Raw genomic sequence first — 25,980 nt, forward strand, 5'->3', positions numbered from 1 at the left:
AAAATAGGCTTTTCGAGGGTAATTCTTGTTTTAATTCTCCATGTACGCAGTCTTTAAAAGCCTCTATTTCGTTCCAAGACACGATTAAGAGTGGCTTTTAGGCTAAGTATAATTACTTATCGCGTAAGTGAGATGCTCCCACATCACTTTAACTTAAGAAAATTCATTATGACAGCCACTATTGAAGAGATTCGGGCAATACTAAAGCAATTAGCTCAATCCCAACAAGAGTTATCCCAAGCTCAAAAAGAAACAGATAAGCAAATTAACAGGGTTAGTAAGCAGATTGGGGAGTTGGGCAATCGTTTAGGAGAGTTTGTCGAGTGGCAAGTACGTCCTGCGGTGGTGCGTCTGTTTCAAGAGCGGGGTATTGATGTGCATGAGTTTCACCCCGGTATTTCGGTAAAACGGGATAATGAGGGTTTAGAGATTGATCTATTGGTAGTGAATGATACGGATGCCATTTTAGTGGAGGTCAAAAGTAAGTTAACTCAAAGGGATGTGGATGAGCATTTACAACGTTTGGCTAAGTTTAAGCGGTTAATGCCTCGTTTTCGAGATGTAAAGGCCTTAGGAGCGGTGGCAGCGATGATTGTTCCCAATGAGGTGGCGAGTTACGCTTGTCGTCAGGGTTTATTTGTGTTGGTGCAGTCAGGGGAAAATGTAATAATTTTAAATGATGCGGAGTTTACGCCCCGGGTTTGGTAGGTTTAGCTTTCGTTCCACCCCCTCGCTAGGAGAAATGTATCTTAGAATACATTTTACCCACCAAATCCAAGAGAGCCATTTTTGTTAGGATATCCTGAACAGAAATCTGAAAAGATTGGCGATGAAATTGTCCCTTGTTTTAATCGGTGAGAGTACGAGCTATGCCTGATTCACCAGAAGTACAACAGAACTTTAATGCAACCGTTTACGGAGTAGCCGGAAAAGTTGCCGGAGACCAAATTATCTACCCTTCTTCTGAGAAGCAAGATTTAGCCGAAGCTGCCGCAGAAATTCAGCGATTGCTCAAACAACTGGAAGAGACAAATCCCACTGCGACGGAAAAACAAAAGGAAGCTTACATCAATGCGGCGGTGTCAACTCCTGTCAGAAAGCGATTGCTAGGCGCGGTGACATCAGGGGGAAAAGCTGCCCTTGAGGAATTTCTAGATAATCCTTACCTCAATGTAACAATGGCTTTAATTGAAGGTTGGAAAACAGCAGAGTGATATTGGGATGGGTTACGAACTCATCCTACAATGTGGCAAAGGAGGCATCCGACAATGGCAGAAGAGTCCAAGATTGAGCAAAACTTCAACGCACCAGTTTCTGGTGTTGCTGGGAATGTAGAGGGAGACCAAATCATCGGCGATAAGGTACTTGGCGATAAGGTACTTGGCGATAAAATCATTCAACTCCCTCAGACTCCCCAAGCGGAAAAACCAGCAGAATCGCCGAATAATCTCAATCGAGCGCGTACTGGGGCGGTTAATTTCGTGGGGCGTGAAGATGCAATGACACAACTGCACCACCAGTTACAGCAACAAGAAAGAATTGCGATTACCGCCGTCGTTACGGGCATGGCAGGAGTGGGTAAAACAGAATTAGCTCTCCAGTATGCGCTATATCATAAGAAAAAATCGACTTATCCCGGCGGTATTTGTTGGATAGGGGTGCAAGCGGAAACGGTGGGGGTACAACTATTAGATTTTGCTAAGTCGCTGTTGGGTTTGTTTCCCCCTGAAGATTTGAATTTGCGGGGGCAATTGGATTATTGTTGGGCGAGATGGCAACCGCCGGGGGATGTACTGCTAATTTTAGATGATGTGCATCAGTATGAGGAAATCCAAGATTATTTGCCTCCCCAAGAACAACGCTTTAAGGTATTGATTACGACTCGGCAAAATTGGCTGGCAGCATCGTTTGAGCAGTTGCGCTTACCTGTTTTAAGCGAATCAGCCGCCCTTGCTTTACTGGAATCTCTGATTGGTGCGTCGCGTCTGCAAGCTGAATTAGAGGTAGGGAAGGGGCTATGTGCGTGGCTAGGGTATTTACCTTTAGGGTTGGAATTGGTGGGGCGTTTCCTCAAACGGCGTACTAATTGGACATTGGCAAGGATGCAGCAGCAGTTGATAGATAAGGGTTTACAGTTGTCTGCTTTGCAGAATCCTTCGGCAGATATGACGGCGCAAAGAGGGGTAGAGGCTGCTTTTGAGGTGAGTTGGGAGGCGTTGAATCAGCCAGCGCGAGATTTAGGCTGTTTCCTCAGTCTCTTTGCTTTGGCTCCTATTCCTTGGCGGTTGGTGATAGAGCGGTGTTTGTCGGCTGAAGATGAGGAGAAGTTGGAAGATATTAGAGAGGAGCAATTACTCAACCTTCATCTGTTGCAAGCAGTAGAAGGAGAAGTTTATCAGTTTCATCCGTTGGTGCGAAAGTTTTTTCAAGCTAAGTTAGCACTGCGAGAGGATGGGGATGAGTTGAAACGCTCCTTTTGTCGGGGTATGGTTGAGGAGGCAAAGACTGTTCCTCAAGATTTAACCAAGGAGCAAGTGGAAGCTGTCGCCCTATCTATTCCCCATATTGCGGAATCAGCGACAGAGTTAGAACAATGGCTGGAGGATGAGGATTTAATCCCGTCTTTTGAAGGATTGGGACATTTTTATTGTGGGCAGGGATTGTACGAACAAGCTAAACCCCTGCTTAAGCAATGTCTAAAACTAACTCACCGCCGTTTGGGAGAGGAACATCCCGATGTTGCACAATCCCTCAATAATTTAGCCACATTGTACGTATCCCAAGGAAAATATGCAGAAGCCGAGCCACTCTTAATACAAGCTTTAGAGTTGTATAAACGAATATTATGGGAAAATCATCCCTATGTAGCTGATTCTCTCAACAATTTAGCCATATTGTACCATTTCCAAGGAAAATATAAAGAAGCTAAATCCTTCTTTATAAAAGCTTTAGAATTGAGGAAACAACTGCTAGGTGAGAATCATCCCGATGTTGCTGCCTCTCTTAATGGTTTATCAAATGTGTACTATTGTCAGGGAAAGTACGAAGAGGCTAAATTACTCTTAGGACAAGCTTTAGAATTGGATAAACGACTATTAGGGGAGAATCATCCCAATATAGCTAATTCTCTCATTAGTTTAGCGAACTTGTACCATGCCCAAGGCAGATACGGAGAGGCTGAACCCATATTAATACAAGTATTAGAGTTGAATAAACGACTATTAGGGGAGAATCATCCTAATGTAGCTAATTCCATCAGCGGTTTAGCAGGATTGTACCATACTCAAGGCAGGTACGAAGAAGCAGAACTCCTCTTTTTACAAGCTTTAGAATTGAGGAAGCGACTATTAGGAGAGAATCATCCCGATGTAGCCATTTCCTTCAATGAGTTAGCATTATTGTACGAATTGCAAGGAAAGTACGAAGAAGCAGAACTCCTCTTTTTACAAGCTTTAGAATTGAGGAAGCGACTATTAGGAGAGAATCATCCCGATGTAGCCACTTCTCTCATGAGTTTAGCAGGATTGTACGAATCTCAAAGAAGGTACGAAGAAGCAGAACCCCTCCATTTACAAGCATTAAAATTGTATAAGCGACTATTAGGTGACAATCATCTCGATGTAGCTAATTCCCTCAACAATTTGGCAGAATTATACCGTTCCCAAGGAAAGTACGAAGAAGCAGAACCCCTCAATTTACAAGCTTTAGAATTGTATAAACGACTATTCGGGGAGAATCATCCCTGTGTTGCTACTTCCCTCAACAATTTAGCACTGATTTATAACTCTCAAAGTAAGTATGCCGAAGCCGAATCTATTCATTTGCAAGTACTGGAATTGAGGCAACGACGATTAGGGAAAAATCATCCTGATGTAGTATATCCTCTCAATGGTTTAGCAAAATTATACTATTCACAAGGCAGGTATGAAGAAGCGGAACCTCTCTTTTTACAAGCTTTAGCAATTGCCGAGCAAGCTTTAGGGGAGAATCATCCTACTACTGTTAGGATTCGGGAAAACTTAGAGTCGCTCCCGTAGGATGGGTTATTAACCTATCCGATAATACAACAATATAAAATAATACAATCACCTTCAATCAACCAAACAATCATGACTACACTCAAAGATATTGAATCCGCGATTCTCCAGTTGCCTGACGAAGAAATCCATCAATTATCAGCTTGGTTACAAGACTATCTTGATGATAGTTGGGACAAACAGATAAAAAACGATCTCGAATCAGGGAAACTCGATCGACTATTACAAAAAGTCAACAATGATATCAGTAACAATCAAGTTAAGCCTTTAGATGAAATCCTTAACAACTCCTGATTTTTGGCAATGTTATGCCAACTTACCTCCCTACATTAAGCAACAGGCAAAAAAAGCCTATCGTCTCTGGATTAGTAATGTTTTCCATCGATCATTACATTTCAAGAAAGTAGGGAAAAATGTCTGGTCAGTCCGAATAACTGAGAATTATAGAGCTTTAGCATTGAAAAAAGGTGAAGATTATTACTGGTCTTGGATTGGTTCTCATGATGAGTATGAAGAGTTAATTAAATAGAAGGAGAAAATTAACCATGCTAGAGCCTAAAGAATTTCGCAATATTATCCACCAATATTTTACTGAAGTTACCTCACAGGAATTTCTGGCAAATCAAAAAAAATACTGTCCAGAAATTTTTGAAGGCGATAACTATCCCAATATCACTAAAAATCTTAATAATTTAGCAAAACTCTACCACTCTCAAGGAAGATACGAAGAAACTGAACCACTCTTAATACAAGCTTTAGAATTGAGAAAACGACTATTAGGGGAGAATCATCCTACTACTGTTAAGATTCGGGAAAACTTACAAACGCTGCGACAACAGCAACATCCATCGTCTTAACTGTGATTGATGGGATTATGGGATGGACTATAATTGAATTAATCACTGATAACTGATATAGGCTATAGTTGAAGAACTTACAAAGGTAAAATTATGACCATTAAAGAACAACTAATTCATGAAATTGAAACAGTATCCGATGAGGTAATAGAAGAAGTTTTTGACTTTTTATTGTTAGCCAAAATCAAACATCATCGATCGCAAGAACAATCTAAACCTTTCGCGCGATTTATCGAAGAACTCACTGCTGATATTCCTCAAGAAGTTTTAGATACCTTACCAACCGATAGTGCAGAGCAACATGATCATTACATCTACGGTACTCCTAAACATTAACCATGAAGCAAATTTTTGCCGACACCTTTTATTGGATCGCTTTACTCAACCCCAAAGATGACTGGCATCAAATCGCACTCAACTATGCTCATAATTGTATCAATGATCAACTAATAACAACGGATGGCATTATTGATGAGATACTGAACTATGCTTCATGTAGAGGAACTATTATGAGACAGAAAGCACTCTTAATGTGTACGCAAATGCTACGGGAAAAAACAATACAAGTTATTTCCTATACACCAGAATTACGTCAATTAGGTTTTGAATTATATAAACAACGGTCAGACAAAGGTTATAGTATTACAGACTGCATATCAATGATAATTATGCAACAAATGGATATTTTTGAAGTGCTTACCCATGACAAGCACTTTACCCAAGAAGGTTTTATTATTCTTTTTTAAACAATAGAACTACTATAAAATGGAGTCAACGACTATTAGGAAAAATCACTCTACTACTGTTAAGATTCGGGAAAAGTTTACAAATGATGCGACAACAGCAATATCCATCGTCTTAACTGTGATTTATGGGATTATGGGATGGACTATAATTGATCATTGATGAAGACTTGCTGAATACAACACAATCATAGTATTCATTCAATCATTTCAATCATAGTTTGGACTTATTATGGGATTATGGGATGGACTATATTGTTAATATTGTTTTGCAGTACAAAAAGGTCATAAAAAATCATGGACAAACAACTATTACTCAATAAAATTAAACAAGCAGTACAAGCGATCGAACCACAAGCGCAAATATTTCTTTATGGTTCACGGGCGCGAAACGATGCTCAACCAGACTCTGATTGGGATATATTAGTATTAGTTGATGGGATCACTAACCCTACTCGCACATCTCAAATCCGTCGTCAAATTTATGAAATCGAATGGGAAACAGAAGAAGTTATTTGTACCATTGTTCGCAGCAAAAATCAATGGGAACATCCCTTATTACAAACTACTCCTTTCTGGCAATCAGTTAACAAAGAAGCTATTATGCTATGAGTAAAAATTCCCCTCACGATCAACTAATTAGGTATCGTTTAAATCGTGCAGAGGAAGCTTATCAAGATGCTTGTTCTCTTGCTGATGGTGCAAGATGGAATAGTTGTATCAATCGTCTGTACTATAGTTGCTTTTATGCTGTTACGGCTTTACTTGCTTATGATAATCTCTCATCTCCAAAACATACAGGTGTCCGTAGTCTCTTCAACAAAAACTACATCCGTAGCGAAATTATTTCAAAAGACTTTGGTGCAGTTTATAACGAATTGTTTGAATACCGTCTCGAAGCAGATTATACAGACTTTGCAGATTTTGATGAATTACAAGTTCTTCCTTTCATTGCAAAAGTGAGAGATTTTTTAAATATAATTTCAGACCTACTTCCTACTGATTAAATGACAAAAGTATTGTATGTCAATACATTAAGTAAAGAGCATCTCAATACACAAATGATTCGTAATAATTTACCAATGATGCGACAGTCACAGCCATCGTCTTAACTGTGATTGATGGGATTATGGGATGGACTATAATTGATCATTGATGAAGACTTGCTGAATACAACACAATCATAGTATTCATTCAATCATTCAAATAACAGTTTAGACTTATTATGGGATTACCGTAGGTGCTTCTCATCCATGCCTCTTAGATTACCAGATTTTGTCCCCCCCGAACGGTGACAATTTATCAGCGTTTTCTCCTTGTTTGTCGCCGGTGATGCCATTGACTGAGGAGACGATAACTAACAAAATAAGTGATAATGCCCGCCAACAGACCTGTAATCAAACTACCAAAAAATAGCGTTAATAAAAATTCACCGCTCAAACTTGCCCAATTTTCCGCCCAACTTTGGTTAGAGGCAAAAATACGACTATCGATCGCTTGATTTCCTTGACCTAAAAATAATTCTCCCAATTTATAATTAAACAAAAACAGGGGAATATAGGTAAAAGGATTACTCACCCAAGTGGCTGCCGCTGCCGCAATTTTATTGCCCCGCACACAGAAAGCTAAAAAAATCGCAATAATGATCTGTAATCCCATCCAAGGAAAAGCCCCAGAAAACACCCCCACCGCTAACCCGCGAGCGATTTCGATCGGATGTCCCTGCAATCGCACCAAGCGAACCCACCAGTAGCGACAGGAGCGCGTCAGACGATTAATTAGGCTATTCCCTTTATTTTTCGCTTTTAATGACCGTGAGCGCATATTTTCGGGCATAAATGCTGACAAAATTGATACCAACTTCAATTTTAGCAAGGAGTGATTAAGAGATGTTAAACACAGGGGATACGATCGCCGCCATCGCTACGGCGATCGTTCCAGAACAGGGTAGCATCGGTATTGTCCGTTTATCCGGTAGTCAGGCAGTGGCGATCGCTCGTCGGCTGTTCCATACCCGCAATCGTCAACCCTGGGAAAGTCATCGTCTTCTCTACGGTTATATCCGGCATCCCCAAAGTCAAGCAATTATCGATGAAGCTTTGCTGCTGCTCATGTTAGCGCCCCGCTCTTTCACCCGCGAGGATGTGGTGGAATTTCACTGTCATGGCGGCATTATGCCCGTACAACAGGTGTTACAGTTATGTCTAGAAAATGGGGCGCATTTGGCCCAAGCGGGGGAATTTAGCCTGCGTGCCTTTCTTAACGGCAGAATTGACCTAACTCAAGCCGAAAGCGTCGTCGATCTCGTTGGGGCGCGTTCTCCCCAAGCGGCACAATTTGCCCTCGCTGGTTTACAGGGAAAACTCGCGCAACCGATTCGGCATTTGCGTGCCACCTGTCTCGATATTTTGGCTGAAATTGAGGCCCGTATTGACTTTGAAGAGGATTTACCGCCCTTGGATCATGAGGCGGTTCTCCATAGCATAGAACAGGTTTTTTGTCAAGTAAATTTAATTTTAGCTACTGCCGAGCGCGGGGAATTGCTGCGTAGTGGTCTGAAAGTGGCGATCGTGGGACGGCCGAATGTGGGGAAATCCAGTTTGTTAAATGCTTGGAGTCGGAGCGATCGAGCGATTGTCACCGATTTACCCGGCACTACCCGCGATATCGTCGAATCTCAGCTAGTTGTGGCGGGAATCCCCGTACAAGTCCTCGATACGGCAGGAATTCGCTCGGCCAGCGATCGAGTCGAACAAATTGGGGTGGAACGTTCCCGCCAAACGGCCCGGTCTGCTGATTTAGTTCTCTTAACCGTCTCCGCAGAGTCAGGATGGACCGAGGAAGACGAGGAAATTTACCGCTCTGTCAGCGATCGCCGATTAATTTTAGTGATTAATAAAATTGATTTAGCTCATCCCGAAACGGTAATTTATCCAGCAGAAATTGAGCGCGTTGTCAAGCTTTCCGCCGCCCAAAATCAGGGTATTGAAGACTTAGAAAAAACTATTATTAATGCTGTCCAAAATCAAGAAATACAGGCGGCTAATTTGGATTTGGCCATTAATCAACGACAGGCGGCCGCTTTAACTAGGGCGAAAATTGCTTTGCAACAGGTAAAAAAAACAATTGACGAAAATTTGCCTTTTGATTTTTGGTCGATCGATCTGCGTACTGCCATTCAAGCTTTAGGAGAAATTACCGGCGAAGAAGTGACTGAATCGGTACTTGATCGCATTTTTAGCCGTTTTTGTATTGGGAAATAAGCAATGAGGAAATCCGGTTAACCAGAAACAAGGTTTTATCCTTTTGTGTTCGGTTAACTGTCAGGGTAAGCGCATCTAAAAATGTAGCAAATTATACCAAAGTAAGCTCATCTAATTTGGTATAAATTGTACTTGACAAAGATTTCTAAATAGGGTGTGGAACTCGCTGTAGCACCGTCCCGCGCTGCCAGTACCCAGACTTAGTCGCTGCTACCTCTGTATAATTTATCATTAGCCTTAGTCTCACTGTTGTTGATGAAAATTAATCAGGAAATAGCTCATGGGTAAAGGTTTTGCCCCCGTTCTCCCCACTGGAAATAAAGCTCAACTAAAACCTGAGCTTCCTTTAACATCAATCAATGAAATTCAAGCTAGTTTATTGACTTATCTTCAAGAGTGTCCCGAACCCAAAAACATTTATTAACCGATATTTTAGTCATTGCTATTTTAGCAGTTATAGCCGGAGCCGAAGGTTGGGAAGACATCGAAAATTGTGGACTCAGTAAGCAGCCTTGGTTATCTGAGTTTTTAGAATTACCTAATGGCATTCCTTCTGATGATACTTTTTGTCGGGTTTTTGAACGGATTAACCCGATCGACTTACCGACATAGTCTGGCACAAAAAAGTAAACGGGCGGGCATGGATAATAACTATATGATGGCTGTGCTGAGAACCTTTTGTCAAGCCTAGCTGTCACCGCTCAAAAAAAAGGACTTCAAGAAGCGGCAAGACAAGCTATGGTTAAGGTTATCTCCCTAGAAAAAATTCTACCCGCCATGAAAGATCGTGTCGATAATGCCGAAAAAGTGGTCATTGCTGCTAAGGAAAAACTTCGCCAAGAGCAGGAAAAAATCGAGCATTATAAATTAGAAATGAGCAACTTAAAAGCGCTTAGTTCCATGAATGAGGCTTTAGGCAAAATAAACGAATTTGATAGTAGTCTCAACCTCAATAACTCCCGCGATCGCTTTGAGGATGCCAATGGAGCGATTAACGACCGTTATCGAAAAGAAAACGCTTATAGTGAATTAAGCGAGAACCATAGCGAGAAATTAGCTCAATAAATCGATTTCTTAAGCCTTGATGACGAAATTAACCGCTGTTTAGCTGAATTCAATCAGCAAAGTTAAGGAGTAAAGCGATGACAAAGACCAGCAAAAAAGCGGGTTTACCGCCAATTTCCTAGGTTTTACTGGGGTTGATCGGTTGGTTTCTTTTTCCGCAAATATTGGCAATATTTGCCCCAAAAGCCGATAATAATCCCAGCATCAGTTACGGCAATCATCTCCTGATCAAAACTAATTCTAACACCACCAAAGAATCAGCGATCGCTGCCATTGCTCAAGGTGATCACCAAGAAGCAGAGCAACTCCTGCAAAAATCCCTCGCTCAACGTCCCAACGATCCCGAAAGCGTAATTTATCTCAGCAACCTGCAAACTGGCTCAAATCCCTTTAAAATCGCCGTTGTTGTGCCAGCAACAACTAATCCCAACGTCGCTCAGGAAATATTGCGAGGAGTCGCCAGCGCACAAACCCAGATCAATCAACAGGGAGGGATCAACGGCAGAAAACTGATGGTTATCGTGGTTAATGACGATAATCAGCCGCAGATATCGAAAGAGGTAGCCAGTGAATTAGTCAAAAATCCCGATATTATCGCTGTTATCGGTCATAATGCCCCCGATGCCAGTGCCGCTCCTATCTACGAAAAAGGCGGTTTGCTGATGATTTCTTCCACCTCCCCGGCCAATAATCTCTCCAGTGCGGGAAATTATATCTTTCGTCTGGTGGCTTCTAAGAGCAACATTACGGAAAAATTAGCAAATTACATAGTAAATACTGCTAAAGTCCAGAAAATTGCTTTTTGCTACGATTCTCAAGCTCCTGATAATGTTTCCTTTAAAGATGAGTTGATGGCTAATGTGGCGAAAAAAGGCGGTCAAATTGTGCCGATTGTCTGTGATCTAAGTGTCCCCAATTTTAAGGCCGATCAAGCCCTTAATCAGGCGATTTCTGGGGGTGCTAACGGCCTATTTGTCGTCGCTCATGTTGATCGTCTCGATCCCGTTTTTGAGGTTATTCGCTTCAATCGTCAGCGTTTACCTCTGTTTAGTAGTCCCACCTTCTACAATATTCGCATCCTCGAAGATGGCGGCAAAAACGTCCAAGGTTTAACCGTTGCCGTACCCTGGCACCCATCGCTTAACCAGACTTTTGCCAATCTTATGCAGGAACAGTGGCGCAGTCCGGTTAGTTGGCGCACAGTCACCAGTTTTGACGCTACACGGGTGATTATTGCCGGTTTAAGGGAAAATCCTCAGCGTCATGGCCTACAATTCAGGCTGCGTTCTGGCAATTTTCATCGAACAGAGGCCACCGGAAAAATTAGCTTTGATCCTAATACTGGCGATCGCATTGGTCAGCCGGTCTTAATTCAAGTGCGATCAACTCCCTCCGGTGAGCAGTTTGTCCCTTTACCTTGAAAAGTCCCCAGTCCACCAAAGTCGGGAGAGTTGCCAACTCTCCCCCCAAAAAATGAGCAAAAATTACAATTATTTCAATGTTCAACCTTGAGCGAGAAATGAATGACTAATATGTTAAAATATGCCTAAGTAGGTAGGTTTTAAAAATTGTCAGATGCCCCCTTATTAAGGGGGCATCTGCACCACCCTTATTAAGGGGGGCTGGGGGGATCAAAGGCAAAATCTATCTTCAATTAAATTATAACTACTTACTTATGGATATCGTTATTATCGAAGATGAAATTGAAATCGCCCATTTGATTCAGCAAACTTTAGAGCGGGAGTCCTTTACTTGTCATCTGGCTTATAATGGTAGGGTAGGACTAGAACTATTTTATCAAAAGCAACCAGAATTAGTGATTTTAGATTTAATGTTACCGGAATTAGACGGACTAGAATTGTGTGCTAGAATCCGCCAAAAACCGGGGACAAAAGACCCCTATATCTTAATGTTAACCGCTAGGGGAGAAGAAATTGATCGCATTATCGGTCTATCTACGGGAGCCGACGATTATATGGTCAAACCCTTTAGTCCCCGGGAATTAACCGCGCGGGTAAGGGCATTATTAAGACGTAGTTTAAGACACGATAGTCAACCCCAACAACTCCATCGCAGCCGTCATTTTATTATCGACTTAGATCAACATTCTGCTGTTCGTAAATTGGAGGGAATGCCAGAGGAAACCCTCGATTTAACCACCTTAGAATTTAATCTACTCGCTACCTTTGTCAGTTATCCCAATCGCGTCTGGAGTCGCACCCAATTAATCGATAATCTCTGGGGAAATGATTTTTTTGGCGATGAAAGGGTAGTAGATACCCATATCCGACGCTTACGCAAAAAAGTAGAACCCGATCCTGCTAATCCTATCTTTATCAAAACTGTGGTCGGTGTCGGTTATAAATTTGAGGATGACATTATTTAAAGACTATTGATCAGTTATCAGTTATCAGTTATCAGTTATCAGTTATCAGTTATCAGTTATCAGGTGCGAGTTTTCAGGTGTGAGTTTTCAGTGAATAGTATTAAGGGACAAGCTCGCAGCTGCCTTTTTACTGTTTACTGCTCACTGTTTACTGCTCACTGTTTACTGCTCACTGTTTACTGTTTACTGCTCACTGTTTACTGTTTACTGCTCACTGTTTACTGACCAACACCCCAACCCCAATAAAAAATTCTCCCTAAAGGCATTTAAGCAGTCTTTAACCCTTATGTGCTACAATTTTTGAAGATTTTGCCATTCATTTAGGTTCAATCAGGGATCACAGCCTTTTCAGGGAAATTTTATGACAAGTAACTACGGCGCGGAACAGATACAAGTTCTCGAAGGGTTAGAACCAGTCAGGAAGCGGCCGGGGATGTATATCGGTACGACCGGGCCGCGGGGACTACATCATTTAGTCTATGAAGTGGTGGACAACTCGATCGATGAGGCCCTAGCGGGTTACTGTACTCATATCGAAGTGGATATCAAGGCCGATGGTTCCGTCAGCGTCACTGACGATGGCCGGGGTATTCCCACCGATGTTCACCCCACCACGGGTAAATCTGCCCTCGAAACCGTTCTCACTATACTTCATGCCGGCGGTAAATTTGGCAGTGGTGGTTATAAAGTGTCGGGAGGGTTACACGGAGTCGGAATTTCCGTCGTTAATGCTCTTTCTGCATGGGTCGATGTCACCGTCTGGCGCGATCATAAAGTACATACCCAACGCTACGAAAGAGGTATCCCCGTCACAGAATTGGTCAGCAGTCCCAGTCAAGAGGAAAAAACGGGAACTAGGGTTAATTTCCTGCCGGATACCGAAATTTTTAGCCAAGGCATCGAATTTGATTACAGTACCCTCTCCGGACGTTTACGAGAACTAGCCTACTTAAACGCCGGTGTTAAAATCACCTTTAGCGATTACCGTCCCGAAGAACCCCACATCGAAACCTATTGTTATGAGGGGGGTATTAAAGAATACGTCGCCTATATGTGTCGGGAAAAAGAAACCCTGCACAAAGATATTATCTATGTATCGGGGGAAAAGAACGGAATTAATATCGAAGTGGCGTTTCAGTGGTGTATAGATGCCTATAGCGACAATATTCTCGGTTTTGCTAATAATATCCGCACCATTGACGGGGGAACCCATCTAGAAGGATTAAAGGCAGTCCTAACTCGTACTTTAAATAATGTTGCTCGTAAACGCAATAAAATTAAAGAAAACGAGCCTAATCTAGCGGGGGAAAACGTCCGTGAGGGTTTAACCGCCGTTATTTCCGTAAAAGTCCCCGAACCGGAATTTGAGGGACAAACCAAGACCAAATTAGGTAACACTGAAGTCCGGGGTATCGTCGATTCCCTGGTGGGGGAAACTCTCAACGAATACCTAGAACAAAATCCCCAAGTGGCCGACACGATTATCGAAAAAGCAGTACAAGCGTACAAAGCGGCGGAAGCAGCCCGACGGGCCCGGGACTTAGTACGACGGAAATCGGTCTTGGAATCCTCACCTTTACCGGGTAAATTGGCTGATTGTAGCGAAAGAGACCCAGAAAAGTCAGAAATTTACATCGTCGAAGGGGACAGCGCTGGCGGAAGTGCCAAACAGGGGCGCGATCGTCGTTTTCAAGCGATTCTACCTCTGCGGGGAAAAATCCTCAATATCGAAAAAACCGATGATGCCAAAATCTACAAAAATACGGAAATTCAATCCTTAATTACAGCCCTCGGTTTAGGAATTAAAGGAGAAGATTTCGATCCCTCACAATTGCGCTATCATCGCATTGTTTTAATGACTGACGCTGATGTGGATGGCGCGCACATCCGAACTTTGTTGTTAACTTTCTTCTATCGTTATCAGAAGAATTTAATTGATCAAGGTTATGTATATATCGCCTGTCCTCCTCTCTATAAATTGGAACGCGGTAAAAATCATTCCTACTGCTATAGCGATCGAGAATTACAGCAAAAGATAGCGGAATTTCCCTCTAATGCTAACTACACAATCCAACGTTTTAAAGGGTTAGGAGAAATGATGCCCCAACAACTTTGGGATACTACCATGAATCCTGAAACGCGCACTTTAAAACGGGTGGAAATCGAAGATGCAGCCAAAGCTGAGGAATTATTTACCATTCTTATGGGCGATCGAGTTGCCCCCCGGCGAGAATTTATCGAAACCCACGGATCGCGTTTAAATCTTACGGATTTGGACATTTAAACCGTAACTTTGGGTTGTGTTACTCAGGCTAATACCCCGATTAGCTCCCTAATTTTCTAGCAGTAAGTCTTGCCAATAACCGGTTAGTTTTAGCTAATCTAAACAAAATAGGGTTTCTCGGCAAGAACCAGATCAAGCTAATAGCTTACTGCTAGATTATATTAATGGTTTTCTTGTATTGATCGCCACTTAAGTGCAAGGCTTGAGTCATTTGTCCTACAGTTAAACCTAAAGCCAATAAACGTGCCACATCTCCCAGAGATTCCAGTTTATCTTCCAGTTTACCTTCTTCTCGTTCGACTCAGACTTAGTAATTTATATATAGCGTTTTTCAGTTTGCTGAGGCACAAAAGTTATGGGTTTTAGGCAAAAGGGAAGAAAAATAGGTGTACCTCACTAGCTTAGGAAACGCTATAAATAAGGATCGTTTCTATTAATTGTAGGAGGTTTCGCGGTTGGGTAAAGTCAGTTCTCACTCGTTGAATGAGTTGTTTGGCTGTTGCCATCGCTTGATTTTCTTTGGCAATAATTAATTTTATGGTGGCAAGAGCCAGGGAATCTTGCATTAATATCATCGAAAAAATTTCAGTGGCGATGGTTTTTCTCAGTTTATAGCTGAAAGGAAACCACATAGGGAAAAGGATGCTCCCCATCAACAAATTTGGGGAGCTATTCCCTGAAGTTGACAACAATGCCTGGCACGGCAATAATAACCAATCATTACCATTCAATAAAATCACAATAATAGGATATAATAAAACAAATAGTAACTCAAAAAAACGGAGAAACTACCCTTGGAAATACCTTCAAAAATATCCGAAACAAACTAAAAGACTATTAGGGATTAACTACTGGTGAATGTGTTTCTTAAAAGTTTATTCATTGTAGATTTGACCATCGCTCCAGATAGATTGAACGAGGGTCACTAAAGCACTGAAAAATCCCAGCATATATAATACTCCTCTGACAAAAATCTTGGGAAGAGAACCGCTTTTATGACAAGGAGGATTTCCTAAAACATGACAGTCAAATAAACGCATAAAAAGTCTTAGAGATTCGGAAAAGGTCAGATTTTTAAAGGCCATCCAAAAGTGGTTATGATAGTGTGTAATTTGATATTCTAGAGTTCGTGTGCTAATGTCATGACAGCCTCCTGTCGGTTCTTCCAAATGAACCAACACTGCCTCTGGGTCATACCAAATCTTATAGCCTGTCTGCCGAATACGCAGACAAAGATCGGATTCTTCTCGCACGGCACTCCCTCGAAACCGCTCATCAAACCATAGTAGGTACTTGTTAAAGATCTCGCTACGAAAAGACATATTGCAACCCCTTGATGTTATGACTTGCTGAGGCTTTACCGTATGAGTTAAATCAATGTAGTACCAAGCAATTCCCGGATCCATGGCTTCAGTGGGAAGGTATTCAATGGTCAATATTTTATCTCCTTCTTCTAGGCTTTTTGGGTTGAGAACCCGACCCGCTACCGCCCCGACATCAGGTCGTTCTAAGTAATTACGAGCATGAGCCTTTAAAAACTCCTCGGTTAGCCGCACGTCATCATCGATGAATAAAATGATCTCACCTGTAGCCCGACGCACTCCGTAATTGCGCGCTCTTGGCAGACTAGCCCAATTAACCCGAAACCAGCGAAATTTAGCTTGGGTTTTTAATTCTTCTAGATAGGCTTGGGTTTCAGGAGTATGTAGGGGAGTTTGGTCGATAACCAAAACTTCAAAACTAGGGTAGTCCTGCTTGATTACGTCTGCCAAAGTATCTTGCAGAGTTTTCTCGCGACCGTATGTCGGAATAATCACAGAAATCAAAGGAAAATTGATGTTTTTCATAATCTAAGGATAAAGCAGGTAATTTTCGCTCTTTGTTACTCTTTATGCTAAATTAACATACAAAATGCCAAGACAACATACTTCTAATACTAAATCCTGTTTAAAAAGTATAGAATAGTGGGGTGTGGGCTTCCGCCGTGAGCTCAGCGTTCGACAAAAGCTCACGCCGCGGTTCGACAGGCTCACCGTCCGCTCGACTGATCTCACCGAACGTCCGAGGCCCGAACGGGTGTGGGGTGTGGGGAGAAACAATTCATAACTTGAGAGTTAATCGCACTATTAAAAACGGATTTGGTATAACCAAAAAATCCTGAAAGTTTCTCAACCCATAGCCGCTCCCTTTTATTAGTTTAAGTTTATTGTTGATTCCCTCGACCACTCCATTCTTTGTCCTTCCCTCGAAATAGCTAATGATTTCTCCAAACCAGTTTCGGATTGTTTGACAACTTTTGGTTAATATGAGAATACTATTATGATTGATGCTTCCCCCCGTCATCTCGATAATTTTACCAGCGTGATATTCGTGTTTAACCTCGGCAATGGTTTCTAAATCACGATATGCTTCTAAGCTGAGGGTTTTAGGAAGAGATGAAGTCAACATTTTTCTAGATTAGAGCCTCTTTTATTCAATCATAACACAATTAATGCTAACTATTTAATTCTAATTCCCCTTGGAGAAAATCAACAAATTGTCTGGCAGTTCTTCCCGATCGCCCATTATGTTGGGTTGCCCATTGTTTGGCACGAAATTCCAAGTCTTCTAGGCTAATTTCTAATTTAGCTAAAGCGGCCAAATGACGAACTATTTCCAAATATTTTTCTTGATTAGCTGGTTCAAAAGTTAGGGTTAAACCAAAGCGATCACTAAAGGATAATTTTTCTTGTACTGTGTCCCAATTATGCACTTCATCCCCATCTTTTGGTTGGGGTCGATCGGCAAAAAATTCTCTGACTAAATGTCGGCGGTTAGAAGTGGCATAAACTACGACATTTTTCGGTCTAGCGGTGACACTTCCCTCTAAAATAACCTTTAAAGCTTTAAAAGCTTCATCGTCTTCTTCAAAGGATAAATCATCGACAAAGATAATAAATTTTTGCGGTAAATCTCGCAGAATTTCCATAATTAATGGTAGGTCTTTTAATTGGGATTTGGCCACTTCAATTAAGCGCAATCCTTGACTATGGTATTTTTGCAATAATCCCTTGACTAGAGAGGATTTTCCTGAACCACGGCTGCCATAGAGTAGGACATTTAAAGCGGGATAACCTGCTAATAAAAACTCGGTGTTTTTAATCAAGGTTTCCTTGGGCATTTCATAACCGACTATTTCTTGAATCTGCACAGGATCGGGATGAGTAATTCCCTGTAATCGGCCTTCTTGCCACCTTAAAGCTTGATAACGGGCAAAAATTCCTGTACCACATTGGCGATAATAATCGGCTAAATCTTCGACTAATTCCGTCCAATCTAAACCGGAATGTAGAAAACTTTCTAATTTATTATCCACTTCCCAAGCGGGGAAACTGAGAAATTTAATTTGTTCAAAAACTGTCGAATTACTTAAGGTATAAATGCTAGAATTATAGAGAGATTGCAGGATAGATAAATCCTGTTTCACGCCATTAATTAAAGATTCGGGTAACTCCCAAACACTTTTTTTCTGTACCTGTTGACTAAAGGGATTATCATCTAATAAAATTTGTTCGACTAGAAAATCATTCCAACTGATATTTTTAGATGCTAAAGCTTGAAACCATTGACCATAGGCTTTGAGAAAATCGGCAACATTATCCGTAGATAATAGGGTAATAAATGCCTTGCCAATAGCATTATCAAAAACTCCTTGATACAAAACTAACAAACTGACTTTTTGGTAAATTTCAGAGATCATTTTTTATTCCCCACTAATAACTAACATTTCACAGCCGCCTTTTTGCCATTCCTAATCCGATTTAATAATTGCCGTCTTCTAGCTGAGGAAATGTAAATCAGTTATTATTCTATCAAGATAGGGTAATCTCTGCAAGATTAAGGTTAAAAAAGGAAAAATGCCCACCGACTAATTCCTAGGATTTCTTCAATTGATTCTCAGTTATCTTGATGATGAGGTACAAGGTTTTCGTTTTGGGGAGTCGGGAGAAGATACCCTGTCAGGCTACACTTCCTCTTGATGAGAAACGTTATATTTAATAAAATTTAACCAATCTTGGATTTCCTGTCCTAACCAGAGACATTCATCCTCCCGGAGATTCTGACCGATAAGATAGTAATTTTTAGCCGTCCGCAGACGAATCTGATAGTTACCTTCTGTGCCGTTGCTATGGAGAAAAATACCCCATAAATCTTGAGTTTTGAAAGCAAATTTTTTATAGATAAAATTGAAGAGTTTATATTTAATTAAAACTTCTTGAGGGGTAAAAATTAATTGCATCTCCCGCAAACAAATAAAACCAATTAGAGCTATAATAAAGGTAAGAATCGGGGAGATAAAGATACTGACAGTAAGGACAATCGCCAAAGACCAGAGAGTAGGCCCATCAGAAGGTAGCTTAATTTTGGGGGGTAAATTAATCTCGAAATTATCCCGGTGTTTAGCGATACGGATGGAACTGTGGGGAGGTTTTGGTAATTTCTTAGGATCGATTAAACTTGAGGCTTGGCGATGGTAGGGATGTTGGAGAAATTTCAGAGATTCTCTGGCACTTTTAAACCGCTTTTCTACTGCCATATCGGTCATAGTTTCTAACCAATCGATTAAATCATCATCGATTGTCACCAGTTGACGAAATTGAATTTTAGACTCGCGGTGGGGCAGTTCTATCGGCACAATTCCCGTCAATAAATGAATTAAAGTCATACCCAAGGCATATAAATCAGAACCCGGAACTGCTCGGCCCCAAAATTGTTCTAGGGGTGCATAACCACTCGTCCCCACCACGGTAAAAGTAACTCCTGTCACTGCACCCCTGGACTGGACTGCGCCAAAATCTACTAAATAAACGTTATTTTCCGAGTTAATAATTAAATTACTAGGTTTAATATCTCGATGTAATACTGGGGGCGATAATTCATGCAAATAGATGAGAATTTCGAGAACTTCTTGGGCAATAGTCCGAATTACCGTAGGGGTGAAACGTTGCCCCCTTTCTAAGCGATCGCTTAGGGATTCTCCCGGTATATAATCTTGTACGAGTACAAACCAAGGAATCCCGTCACCTTGATTTTTATCGAGGGAAAAATAATCGCGATAGCGGGGAATACGGGGATGATGGAGAGAAGCTAAGACGGCTGCCTCTCTTTCAAATAATTTTAATTCTTCCCACTCCATCTGGGGACTAAAAGCGAGGAGTTTAATAATTACCGATTCTTGGGATAATATATCGGTAGCTAACCAAGTTTGACGACCGATAGCGGTATTGCCTAGACGTTGTTGCAGTTGGTAACGTTCAGCTAAAAGAGAATCAGAAGTAAAGGTCATAGTGGCTTTTCCCTTATTTAGGGTCTGCTGAAAAAGTTTTTCGTGGGGACAGGGTGTGGGAAGTGGGGTATAGGAATTATAAATTATGAATTATGAATTGGGGTGTGGGTTGTGGGAAGTGGGAAGTGGGAAGTGGGAAGTGGGAAGTGGGGGAATTTCAACTAAAACCCTAAAACCCTAAAACCCTAACACCCTAAACTCCTATCACCCTGCCTCCTGACGACCGGCTACTGACTCCTAACCCCACCAACAAACTTTTTGCCGCAAACCCTAATTAACATCGATTTGTTTTTTTGCTGTCCAACAAAGGGCGATTCCTTTTTCTTTATAGGAAGATTCTCCAACAAAGATAGGATATAATGTAGATTCCCCACGATAGATAATTTCTTGACCATCAAATGTTAGAAAAATCGGTTGATTGGGTTGAATTGCCTGATAATCTCGTTGGAGAATCTGAGGATGTAACATGGCTTTAATTTCACCCTGTTTATCCCTAGGATAATCGATCGAGCCTAAACGTTGGTAAACTGTTAGGGATTCGCCGAAAGTATCGAGACGGGCAGCCAGATAATTTTCCTGTTCGATATAGTCTAGGATTTGATAGATGAGTGTTTCGGTTTGACGAAAAAGATAGGGACAGATGACACCGTGGTTAACCGGACCGATTTCTAGGGTAAAAGCTAGGGGACAAATTCCTTTAAGAAAATGATTTTCTTCCTCGCTGACGGGATGATAAATTAAGCGCACATCAGGGTTAATTTTAGTTAGATAGGTAAAGAGTTTTAATAGCCAAGGATGGGGGTTAGAATAAATAATCGCCAGCATCATGTTAGATGTGGTGCTGTGAATATCGATTAATAAATCAATGGATTTTTCTCGGATTTGTTGATAGATATCTTTCGCTATTAGTTGCTCGTATTGCTGATAATTAGGATTGGCTAAATCTGCTCGGTTAAAACAACGATTTAAATCCGTATCGACATATCTAACCCGTTGCTTTAGGGCCAAGGGGTTAGCGATGAGAGTGTGGGATTGAAAACTGCTGCGGGCCAGGAGATTAGCTGAGTTTTGCAGGTATTTAACCAGATAAGCGGGAGTTAGTTCATTGCCATGCACACCGGCAATTAAAGCCAGATTTTTAATAGTAGTTTTCTGCTCGATCATTTTTTATAAGTTTTGAGAAGTGGTAATTATTTATGGTTTGCGGCAAAAAGTTTGTTGGTGGGGTTAAGAGACAGTTATCAGTTATCAGTTATCAGTTATCAGTTATCAGTTATCAGTTCACTGAGAAAACTCCCCACACCCCACACCCCAATTCATAATTCATAATTCATAATTCATAATTTATAATTCCTACACCCTCTTTCAAGTCAGGAGGGGCAGGTTTACCAACCCACCCCTATAACCGATTTAGAAAAACCAGCCGTAGGAATGAAGACCTTTACCTAAAAGATTCACCCCTAAATAACATACCCAAACCACAACAAAACCGCTGGCTGCTAGAATAGCCGGTTTTCTTCCCTGCCATCCCCGGGTAATGCGGGCATGGAGATAAGCGGCAAAAACTAACCAAGTAATTAGCGCCCAAGTTTCTTTCGGATCCCAACTCCAATAGGAACCCCAAGCTTCATTGGCCCAAACTGCGCCGGCGATGATACCGATAGTGAGAAGGGGAAAACCGAGACCGATGACCCGATAACTGATATTATCGAGGGTTTCCGCCAAGCTGAGACGTTGGGGCGAAAGAGTTGCCATGGCTGTTAAGGTGGGAGTTAAAAGGGCGGTTGGGCCACCGTTAGCCGTTTCCATGAAAATTGGGGCCGAAAGGGTGGTAGATAACTTATTTTGGAGACGATAGGCCCCCGTACCCACGGAACTGCCTTTTAACTCGATATTTTGACCTCTAGTGACGATCAGAAAAGCGATCGCCATCAGGGAACCCACCATCAAAGCAGCATAACTTAACATCATGACGCTAACGTGCATCATCAACCAATTCGATTTTAAAGCCGGAACCAAGGGCGCCGAAGTTTGCATTTCTCCGGGTAAGGACAAAGTGGCAAAAGCGGTAATCCCCATGGCCACAGGAGTCGTCACCACCCCCACCAGGCGACTGCGGCTAGTGTACTCAGCAATTAAATGAACCGCAGTTACACCCCAAGCGAGAAAGAATAAAGATTCGTAAAGATTGCTAATGGGGAAATAACCCGCTTCTAACCAGCGCGCCCCCAATAAAGCGGCGATACAGAGGTTTGCGATGGCCACTCCCGTGCTGCCCAGGCCCTGCAACAAAGGTATGCTGGGAAAGGCTGCCCCGGCCCAATAAACCAGCATGGTTAAAAACAGGACTAAAAAAGAAGTGTTATCGAGAAAGTTCTCTAAGCTAACTAAATTCATGGGATTTCTCTCGTTTGTCGCTCGCTACCAAGTATTCCATCCTCTATCCTATCCCATCGGTAAGGCGATCAAGACAGGGAATTGTTAGTATGAACTTTGTATTTTCACTCTCACCTACCCTAAAAATTAGGTAATTATTGGTATCAACTTTGTATTTTCACTGTGACCTACCCTAAAAATTATGGCTAATCAAGAAGATAATAAATTTTCCTGGTCGCGGTTGCCGCGGTTAGGCAAAATTCTGCTTATTTGTTCCGGTGTTGCCGCTTTAGGCTATTTTCTTATCCCTCGTCCCTCAGAATTATCCAATATTCCCCTCGAACCCTACAGCGAATTTATCAGTAGAGTGGAACGGGGCGACATCAGTAGGGTCAGAATTGGCAATCAAGTCATCTATTATCAATTAAAAAATCCTTTAGAATCCCTGCCTATTCCGGGTAATCCCCCCGTTAATCCCCCGGAATCAAGTAACCCCCTTTACGGTGATTCTGGTTCTCTGGACAACAAACCAAGCAGTAATCTAGTCCCCGCACGAGTTTTTGCCACGATTCCAGTCTATAACCCCCAATTACCCCAACTATTACAGCAAAAAGGCGTAATCTTCGAGGCGATTCCCGTGGCCGAAAACAGTTGGATCAGCACTCTCCTCGCTTGGGTGGTTCCTCCCTTAATTTTAGTCGCCGCCATGCAGTTTCTGTTGTATCGCAACGATGACACGCGTAAATCGCTGCTTTTTAACAAAAATCTCGCTAAAGTTTACGGAGACAACGAAAAATATCCGATTACCTTCACTGATGTGGCCGGGGCCGAGGAAGCAAAAACCGAGTTAAAGGAAATTGTCGAATTTCTCAAGGATGCCGAGCGCTTTAATAAAATTGGGGCGCGTATTCCTAAGGGTGTTCTCTTAGTCGGACCGCCTGGGACGGGGAAAACTCTCTTAGCAAAAGCGGTCGCGGGAGAAGCGGGAGTGACTTTTTTTAGCATTTCGGCCTCGGAATTCGTGGAGTTATTTGTCGGGACCGGGGCAGCCCGGGTGCGGGATCTATTTGCCCAAGCGAAGAAAAATGCCCCTAGCATCATTTTTATTGATGAATTGGACGCGATCGGTAAATCGAGAAGTTCGGGATCGGGAACTAGCGGCAGTAATGATGAGCGCGAGCAGACTTTAAACCAACTTTTGACAGAAATGGACGGTTTTAGTCCCAAAGAAGCCGTAGTCATCGTTTTAGCCGCCACCAATCGCCCAGAGACTCTTGATGCCGCTTTATTGCGTCCGGGGCGCTTTGATCGCCAAGTTCTGGTGGATCGTCCCGATTTAGCGGGACGATTGGCAATTTTGCAAATATACGCCCAACGAGTCCAGATGGGTGAAGATGTTAACCTCAAAGCGATCGCCACCCAAACCCCCGGTTTTGCCGGGGCCGATTTAGCCAACCTCGTCAATGAGGCTGCTCTCTTGGCTGCCCGTAATAATCGGGAAAAAGTCAGTCAAATTGATTTTAAAGAAGCGATCGAAAGAGTTATCGCTGGCTTAGAAAAGAAAAGTCGCGTTTTATCGGAAAAAGAAAAGAAAATCGTCGCTTATCACGAGGTCGGCCATGCTTTAGTCGGTGCTGTCATGCCGGGAGGTGGTCGGGTGGAGAAAATTTCCATCGTTCCCCGGGGTTTATCCGCTTTGGGTTATACCCTGAAAATTCCCACGGAAGACCGTTTTTTGATGACAGAAACCGAATTTAAAGAACAAATTACTATGTTATTGGGCGGTCGGGCTGCTGAAGAATTAATCTTTGGCAGTGTCACTAATGGCGCTTCCGATGATTTACAAAGGGCGACGGATATTGCGGAAAGAATGGTGACAATTTATGGTATGAGTAAATCCCTAGGACCCCTAGCCTACGATAAAACAGGACAGGCTAATTTTTTAGGTAATAATCAGGGTAGTCCCCGCCGTTCGATCGGGGAAAATACGGCCAAAGTGATCGATGAAGAAGTTAAACAAATTATCGACGCTAGTTACCAAAAAGCCCTAGCAATTCTCAGTCACAACCGCAATTTATTAGAGTCCATTACTGCTAATCTTTTGACCACGGAAGTAATCGAAGGAGAAGAATTGCAAGAGGTATTAAATCAAGCGCAAATGGTCTGATCAATCCCCATAAATAGGGTCTGCTGAAAAAGTTTTTCGTGGGGAAGTGGGGTGTGGGGTGTGGGGTGTGGGGAAGTGGGGAGAACAAAGCTGCCTTTTGCCTTTTGCCTTTTGCCTTTTGCCTTTTGCCTTTTGCCTTTTGCCTTTTGCCTCTCCTCATAACTAGGGTTTGCTGAATAAATAATCGAGAATATCTAACTTAAGGAGAGGATAGGATCAAAGCATTAGAAAATTTATATTTCCCTGCTTTGACGGTTAATTTGCCCTTTTTTCAACCCAAAGAAACGGGAGAGTCATCTCGACTTAAACTGTTATAAAGGGCGAAATTTTTTGACCAATCGTGCCTTTGACCGTTACGAGCTAACATCGGCAGTAGATTGATTTGATTATAGGTAAATTGTCAACTCTGTCCTTGACTGCCTTTAAATAAGAGGGTGCCTTGGTTAATTTGAGTGAAATTTACTTGACTTTTTTGCTTAAATATGCTATCAAAATTCTCATAACTGCCCTGGGTTGCCGCTTCCCCCACTTCCAGGGCAAAACCCGCATAATTGTTACCTGTGGGTAAAGCTTGGGATAAGGGGAATTGGGAATCTCGATCATTTCAGGAGAAGAAAGATTAATTAATCTCAGGGCTAACCAAGTTTTTTCTGATTGAATAAACCAGATATTATCATCTTTTTCTAAGAAGTAGCGATCGAGTTTTGAGAAACCGAATAGAGGGAATTAAAGCCAATAGTAAATAGGGCAATTATTCCCGCTAAAATTAGGTATTTAATTTTAGATCCAATCGTCATCTTCGGCAAATTCATCGATGTTTCCTTGATTTTCCGGGGACTGAGGTTGATGCTCTTTATCTAATTGTAAAGGTATTGGTTCGGGGGGGATAATTTCTGGTAATAATTCTTCGGGTTTTTGACCATCTACCTCCACCACAATCATTTCTGTGACGGGAAACCAAAGTAGGCGGCCTTGATCGTCACAAACCGTCACCGTTCGAGATTTATCTGCATCCTCCATTGCAAAGAAATCTCCTAACATTTTGGTGGGTAAAATATTCTTACTTTCACCCCCACTAACTCCTAGGAATATATATTCGTTACCTGTGGTCAAATGTTGGACAATAATCGCCATAGTTAAAATAATTCAGTCAATGAAATGTACTTATAGCAGTTTTCATCAGAATGAGGCATGGGCAAGGTACTTAAACCCTTTGTTGGCAAAACTTGTCGATACCTCAGTAACGTGAAAAGCGCTATATTGATAGTTAACTTTTGAATGATAGCTTTCAGCCCTAAGCTTTCCACTGATAACTGATTACTGATTACTGATTACGGCTCTCCCAGCTTTGGTGGGTAAAATGTATTCTAAGATACATTTCTCAAGAGCGAGGGGGTGGAACGAACCACAAAGACACAAAGGACACAAAGATCGATCGATCCTATGTCAATTAAACTTATCACACAGAACCTAGAA

The 25,980-nt window shown here is 41.9% G+C and carries 25 protein-coding genes and 2 pseudogenes; 18 read left to right on the plus strand and 9 right to left on the minus strand.

Going from position 1 to position 25,980, the window contains the following annotated elements; translation table 11 throughout:
* Window positions 1-168: 168 nt before the first annotated feature.
* The 10 genes from ACE1AQ_RS10545 (at window position 169) to ACE1AQ_RS10590 (ending at window position 6,644) form a co-directional block, all read left to right on the plus strand.
* Window positions 169-708: a DUF3782 domain-containing protein gene (locus tag ACE1AQ_RS10545; protein WP_008197327.1), complete on the plus strand. Its 540-nt coding sequence runs from the start codon at window positions 169-171 to the stop codon at window positions 706-708.
* Between the two features lie 161 nt (window positions 709-869).
* Window positions 870-1,214, plus strand: coding sequence for a hypothetical protein (locus ACE1AQ_RS10550; protein WP_110543626.1), 345 nt, complete (start codon window positions 870-872; stop codon window positions 1,212-1,214).
* A 285-nt stretch (window positions 1,215-1,499) separates the two neighbouring features.
* Window positions 1,500-4,037 carry a tetratricopeptide repeat protein gene (locus ACE1AQ_RS10555; RefSeq protein ID WP_374808395.1) on the plus strand — a complete coding sequence of 846 codons (2,538 nt, stop codon included), beginning with the start codon at window positions 1,500-1,502 and terminating at the stop codon, window positions 4,035-4,037.
* A gap of 72 nt (window positions 4,038-4,109) precedes the next feature.
* Entirely contained in the window at window positions 4,110-4,331 is a 222-nt protein-coding gene (locus ACE1AQ_RS10560; RefSeq protein ID WP_002736659.1) for a hypothetical protein, read from the plus strand.
* On the plus strand, window positions 4,309-4,566 hold the full coding sequence (locus ACE1AQ_RS10565) for a hypothetical protein (protein WP_002753418.1): 258 nt from the start codon (window positions 4,309-4,311) through the stop codon (window positions 4,564-4,566). Before ACE1AQ_RS10560 ends, ACE1AQ_RS10565 begins: the two co-directional genes overlap by 23 nt.
* 16 nt (window positions 4,567-4,582) lie before the next feature.
* Window positions 4,583-4,894 carry a tetratricopeptide repeat protein gene (locus tag ACE1AQ_RS10570; protein ID WP_110543623.1) on the plus strand — a complete coding sequence of 104 codons (312 nt, stop codon included), beginning with the start codon at window positions 4,583-4,585 and terminating at the stop codon, window positions 4,892-4,894.
* Between the two features lie 93 nt (window positions 4,895-4,987).
* A complete protein-coding gene (locus ACE1AQ_RS10575; protein ID WP_002735297.1) occupies window positions 4,988-5,230 on the plus strand; it encodes a hypothetical protein in 243 nt (80 codons plus the stop codon).
* A 2-nt stretch (window positions 5,231-5,232) separates the two neighbouring features.
* On the plus strand, window positions 5,233-5,640 hold the full coding sequence (locus tag ACE1AQ_RS10580; RefSeq protein ID WP_008197333.1) for a type II toxin-antitoxin system VapC family toxin: 408 nt from the start codon (window positions 5,233-5,235) through the stop codon (window positions 5,638-5,640).
* Window positions 5,641-5,934: 294 nt separating this feature from the next.
* A complete protein-coding gene (locus tag ACE1AQ_RS10585) occupies window positions 5,935-6,249 on the plus strand; it encodes a nucleotidyltransferase domain-containing protein (protein WP_002737075.1) in 315 nt (104 codons plus the stop codon).
* Window positions 6,246-6,644 (plus strand): HEPN domain-containing protein, encoded by a 399-nt coding sequence (locus ACE1AQ_RS10590; RefSeq protein WP_002736237.1) that lies wholly within the window; start codon window positions 6,246-6,248, stop codon window positions 6,642-6,644. The genes ACE1AQ_RS10585 and ACE1AQ_RS10590 overlap by 4 nt, the downstream gene beginning before the upstream one ends.
* A 295-nt stretch (window positions 6,645-6,939) precedes the next feature.
* Here ACE1AQ_RS10590 and ACE1AQ_RS10595 read toward each other — a convergent pair whose 3' ends face one another.
* Complete coding sequence (locus ACE1AQ_RS10595) at window positions 6,940-7,473, minus strand: DUF2062 domain-containing protein (protein WP_110543621.1); 534 nt, start codon at window positions 7,471-7,473, stop codon at window positions 6,940-6,942.
* A gap of 53 nt (window positions 7,474-7,526) precedes the next feature.
* Here ACE1AQ_RS10595 and mnmE point away from each other — a divergent pair, with 53 nt between their 5' ends.
* From mnmE to gyrB, 6 genes and pseudogenes are all read left to right on the plus strand, one after another.
* The gene (gene mnmE, locus ACE1AQ_RS10600; RefSeq protein ID WP_110543619.1) at window positions 7,527-8,900 is read left to right on the plus strand and encodes a tRNA uridine-5-carboxymethylaminomethyl(34) synthesis GTPase MnmE; all 1,374 of its coding nucleotides are present in this window, start codon (window positions 7,527-7,529) and stop codon (window positions 8,898-8,900) included.
* 280 nt (window positions 8,901-9,180) lie between these two features.
* A pseudogene (locus tag ACE1AQ_RS10605) lies at window positions 9,181-9,503 on the plus strand (transposase family protein); the annotation flags it as partial.
* Between the two features lie 75 nt (window positions 9,504-9,578).
* Window positions 9,579-9,965, plus strand: coding sequence for a PspA/IM30 family protein (locus ACE1AQ_RS10610; protein WP_253257662.1), 387 nt, complete (start codon window positions 9,579-9,581; stop codon window positions 9,963-9,965).
* Window positions 9,966-10,129: 164 nt separating this feature from the next.
* Complete coding sequence (locus ACE1AQ_RS10615) at window positions 10,130-11,386, plus strand: ABC transporter substrate-binding protein (RefSeq protein ID WP_253257661.1); 1,257 nt, start codon at window positions 10,130-10,132, stop codon at window positions 11,384-11,386.
* Window positions 11,387-11,640: 254 nt separating this feature from the next.
* Window positions 11,641-12,351: a response regulator transcription factor gene (locus ACE1AQ_RS10620; protein ID WP_002788745.1), complete on the plus strand. Its 711-nt coding sequence runs from the start codon at window positions 11,641-11,643 to the stop codon at window positions 12,349-12,351.
* Window positions 12,352-12,712: 361 nt separating this feature from the next.
* The gene (gene gyrB, locus ACE1AQ_RS10625; RefSeq protein WP_008197359.1) at window positions 12,713-14,635 is read left to right on the plus strand and encodes a DNA topoisomerase (ATP-hydrolyzing) subunit B; all 1,923 of its coding nucleotides are present in this window, start codon (window positions 12,713-12,715) and stop codon (window positions 14,633-14,635) included.
* A 401-nt stretch (window positions 14,636-15,036) separates the two neighbouring features.
* Here gyrB and ACE1AQ_RS10630 read toward each other — a convergent pair whose 3' ends face one another.
* From ACE1AQ_RS10630 to ACE1AQ_RS10655, 6 genes and pseudogenes are all read right to left on the minus strand, one after another.
* Window positions 15,037-15,267 (minus strand): DUF2887 domain-containing protein, encoded by a 231-nt coding sequence (locus ACE1AQ_RS10630; RefSeq protein ID WP_008197361.1) that lies wholly within the window; start codon window positions 15,265-15,267, stop codon window positions 15,037-15,039.
* A 243-nt stretch (window positions 15,268-15,510) separates the two neighbouring features.
* Window positions 15,511-16,473 carry a hormogonium polysaccharide biosynthesis glycosyltransferase HpsN gene (gene hpsN / locus ACE1AQ_RS10635; protein ID WP_198285274.1) on the minus strand — a complete coding sequence of 321 codons (963 nt, stop codon included), beginning with the start codon at window positions 16,471-16,473 and terminating at the stop codon, window positions 15,511-15,513.
* A 262-nt stretch (window positions 16,474-16,735) separates the two neighbouring features.
* A pseudogene (locus ACE1AQ_RS10640) lies at window positions 16,736-17,047 on the minus strand (transposase); the annotation flags it as partial.
* Between the two features lie 82 nt (window positions 17,048-17,129).
* A complete protein-coding gene (locus ACE1AQ_RS10645) occupies window positions 17,130-18,374 on the minus strand; it encodes an ATP-binding protein (protein ID WP_110543614.1) in 1,245 nt (414 codons plus the stop codon).
* Between the two features lie 264 nt (window positions 18,375-18,638).
* On the minus strand, window positions 18,639-19,961 hold the full coding sequence (locus ACE1AQ_RS10650) for a serine/threonine-protein kinase (RefSeq protein WP_008197367.1): 1,323 nt from the start codon (window positions 19,959-19,961) through the stop codon (window positions 18,639-18,641).
* A gap of 270 nt (window positions 19,962-20,231) precedes the next feature.
* On the minus strand, window positions 20,232-21,125 hold the full coding sequence (locus ACE1AQ_RS10655; protein ID WP_008197369.1) for an aspartoacylase: 894 nt from the start codon (window positions 21,123-21,125) through the stop codon (window positions 20,232-20,234).
* 32 nt (window positions 21,126-21,157) lie between these two features.
* On the opposite strand from ACE1AQ_RS10655, the gene ACE1AQ_RS10660 reads away from it, so the two are divergent.
* Window positions 21,158-21,283 (plus strand): hypothetical protein, encoded by a 126-nt coding sequence (locus ACE1AQ_RS10660; RefSeq protein WP_374808392.1) that lies wholly within the window; start codon window positions 21,158-21,160, stop codon window positions 21,281-21,283.
* 88 nt (window positions 21,284-21,371) lie between these two features.
* Here ACE1AQ_RS10660 and ccsB read toward each other — a convergent pair whose 3' ends face one another.
* A complete protein-coding gene (gene ccsB, locus ACE1AQ_RS10665; RefSeq protein WP_106908559.1) occupies window positions 21,372-22,358 on the minus strand; it encodes a c-type cytochrome biogenesis protein CcsB in 987 nt (328 codons plus the stop codon).
* A 181-nt stretch (window positions 22,359-22,539) separates the two neighbouring features.
* On the opposite strand from ccsB, the gene ftsH reads away from it, so the two are divergent.
* Window positions 22,540-24,504, plus strand: coding sequence for an ATP-dependent zinc metalloprotease FtsH (gene ftsH, locus ACE1AQ_RS10670; RefSeq protein WP_110543612.1), 1,965 nt, complete (start codon window positions 22,540-22,542; stop codon window positions 24,502-24,504).
* Window positions 24,505-25,284: 780 nt separating this feature from the next.
* On the opposite strand, the gene ACE1AQ_RS10675 is transcribed toward ftsH, so the two are convergent.
* Complete coding sequence (locus tag ACE1AQ_RS10675; RefSeq protein ID WP_110543610.1) at window positions 25,285-25,638, minus strand: hypothetical protein; 354 nt, start codon at window positions 25,636-25,638, stop codon at window positions 25,285-25,287.
* Window positions 25,639-25,980 lie beyond the last annotated feature (342 nt).

The organism is Microcystis sp. BLCC-F209 (assembly GCF_041928595.1).
Classification (GTDB): Bacteria; Cyanobacteriota; Cyanobacteriia; order Cyanobacteriales; family Microcystaceae; genus Microcystis.

Coding starts and splice junctions, on each gene's coding strand:
- ACE1AQ_RS10545 (WP_008197327.1), top strand. CDS start 169: ATGACAGCCACTATTGAAGAGATTCGGGCAATACTAAAGCAATTAGCT.
- ACE1AQ_RS10550 (WP_110543626.1), top strand. CDS start 870: ATGCCTGATTCACCAGAAGTACAACAGAACTTTAATGCAACCGTTTAC.
- ACE1AQ_RS10555 (WP_374808395.1), top strand. CDS start 1,500: ATGACACAACTGCACCACCAGTTACAGCAACAAGAAAGAATTGCGATT.
- ACE1AQ_RS10560 (WP_002736659.1), top strand. CDS start 4,110: ATGACTACACTCAAAGATATTGAATCCGCGATTCTCCAGTTGCCTGAC.
- ACE1AQ_RS10565 (WP_002753418.1), top strand. CDS start 4,309: ATGAAATCCTTAACAACTCCTGATTTTTGGCAATGTTATGCCAACTTA.
- ACE1AQ_RS10570 (WP_110543623.1), top strand. CDS start 4,583: ATGCTAGAGCCTAAAGAATTTCGCAATATTATCCACCAATATTTTACT.
- ACE1AQ_RS10575 (WP_002735297.1), top strand. CDS start 4,988: ATGACCATTAAAGAACAACTAATTCATGAAATTGAAACAGTATCCGAT.
- ACE1AQ_RS10580 (WP_008197333.1), top strand. CDS start 5,233: ATGAAGCAAATTTTTGCCGACACCTTTTATTGGATCGCTTTACTCAAC.
- ACE1AQ_RS10585 (WP_002737075.1), top strand. CDS start 5,935: ATGGACAAACAACTATTACTCAATAAAATTAAACAAGCAGTACAAGCG.
- ACE1AQ_RS10590 (WP_002736237.1), top strand. CDS start 6,246: ATGAGTAAAAATTCCCCTCACGATCAACTAATTAGGTATCGTTTAAAT.
- ACE1AQ_RS10595 (WP_110543621.1), bottom strand. CDS start 7,473: ATGCCCGAAAATATGCGCTCACGGTCATTAAAAGCGAAAAATAAAGGG.
- mnmE (WP_110543619.1), top strand. CDS start 7,527: ATGTTAAACACAGGGGATACGATCGCCGCCATCGCTACGGCGATCGTT.
- ACE1AQ_RS10620 (WP_002788745.1), top strand. CDS start 11,641: ATGGATATCGTTATTATCGAAGATGAAATTGAAATCGCCCATTTGATT.
- gyrB (WP_008197359.1), top strand. CDS start 12,713: ATGACAAGTAACTACGGCGCGGAACAGATACAAGTTCTCGAAGGGTTA.
- ACE1AQ_RS10630 (WP_008197361.1), bottom strand. CDS start 15,267: ATGTGGTTTCCTTTCAGCTATAAACTGAGAAAAACCATCGCCACTGAA.
- ACE1AQ_RS10645 (WP_110543614.1), bottom strand. CDS start 18,374: ATGATCTCTGAAATTTACCAAAAAGTCAGTTTGTTAGTTTTGTATCAA.
- ACE1AQ_RS10650 (WP_008197367.1), bottom strand. CDS start 19,961: ATGACCTTTACTTCTGATTCTCTTTTAGCTGAACGTTACCAACTGCAA.
- ACE1AQ_RS10655 (WP_008197369.1), bottom strand. CDS start 21,125: ATGATCGAGCAGAAAACTACTATTAAAAATCTGGCTTTAATTGCCGGT.
- ACE1AQ_RS10660 (WP_374808392.1), top strand. CDS start 21,158: ATGGTTTGCGGCAAAAAGTTTGTTGGTGGGGTTAAGAGACAGTTATCA.
- ccsB (WP_106908559.1), bottom strand. CDS start 22,358: ATGAATTTAGTTAGCTTAGAGAACTTTCTCGATAACACTTCTTTTTTA.
- ftsH (WP_110543612.1), top strand. CDS start 22,540: ATGGCTAATCAAGAAGATAATAAATTTTCCTGGTCGCGGTTGCCGCGG.
- ACE1AQ_RS10675 (WP_110543610.1), bottom strand. CDS start 25,638: ATGGCGATTATTGTCCAACATTTGACCACAGGTAACGAATATATATTC.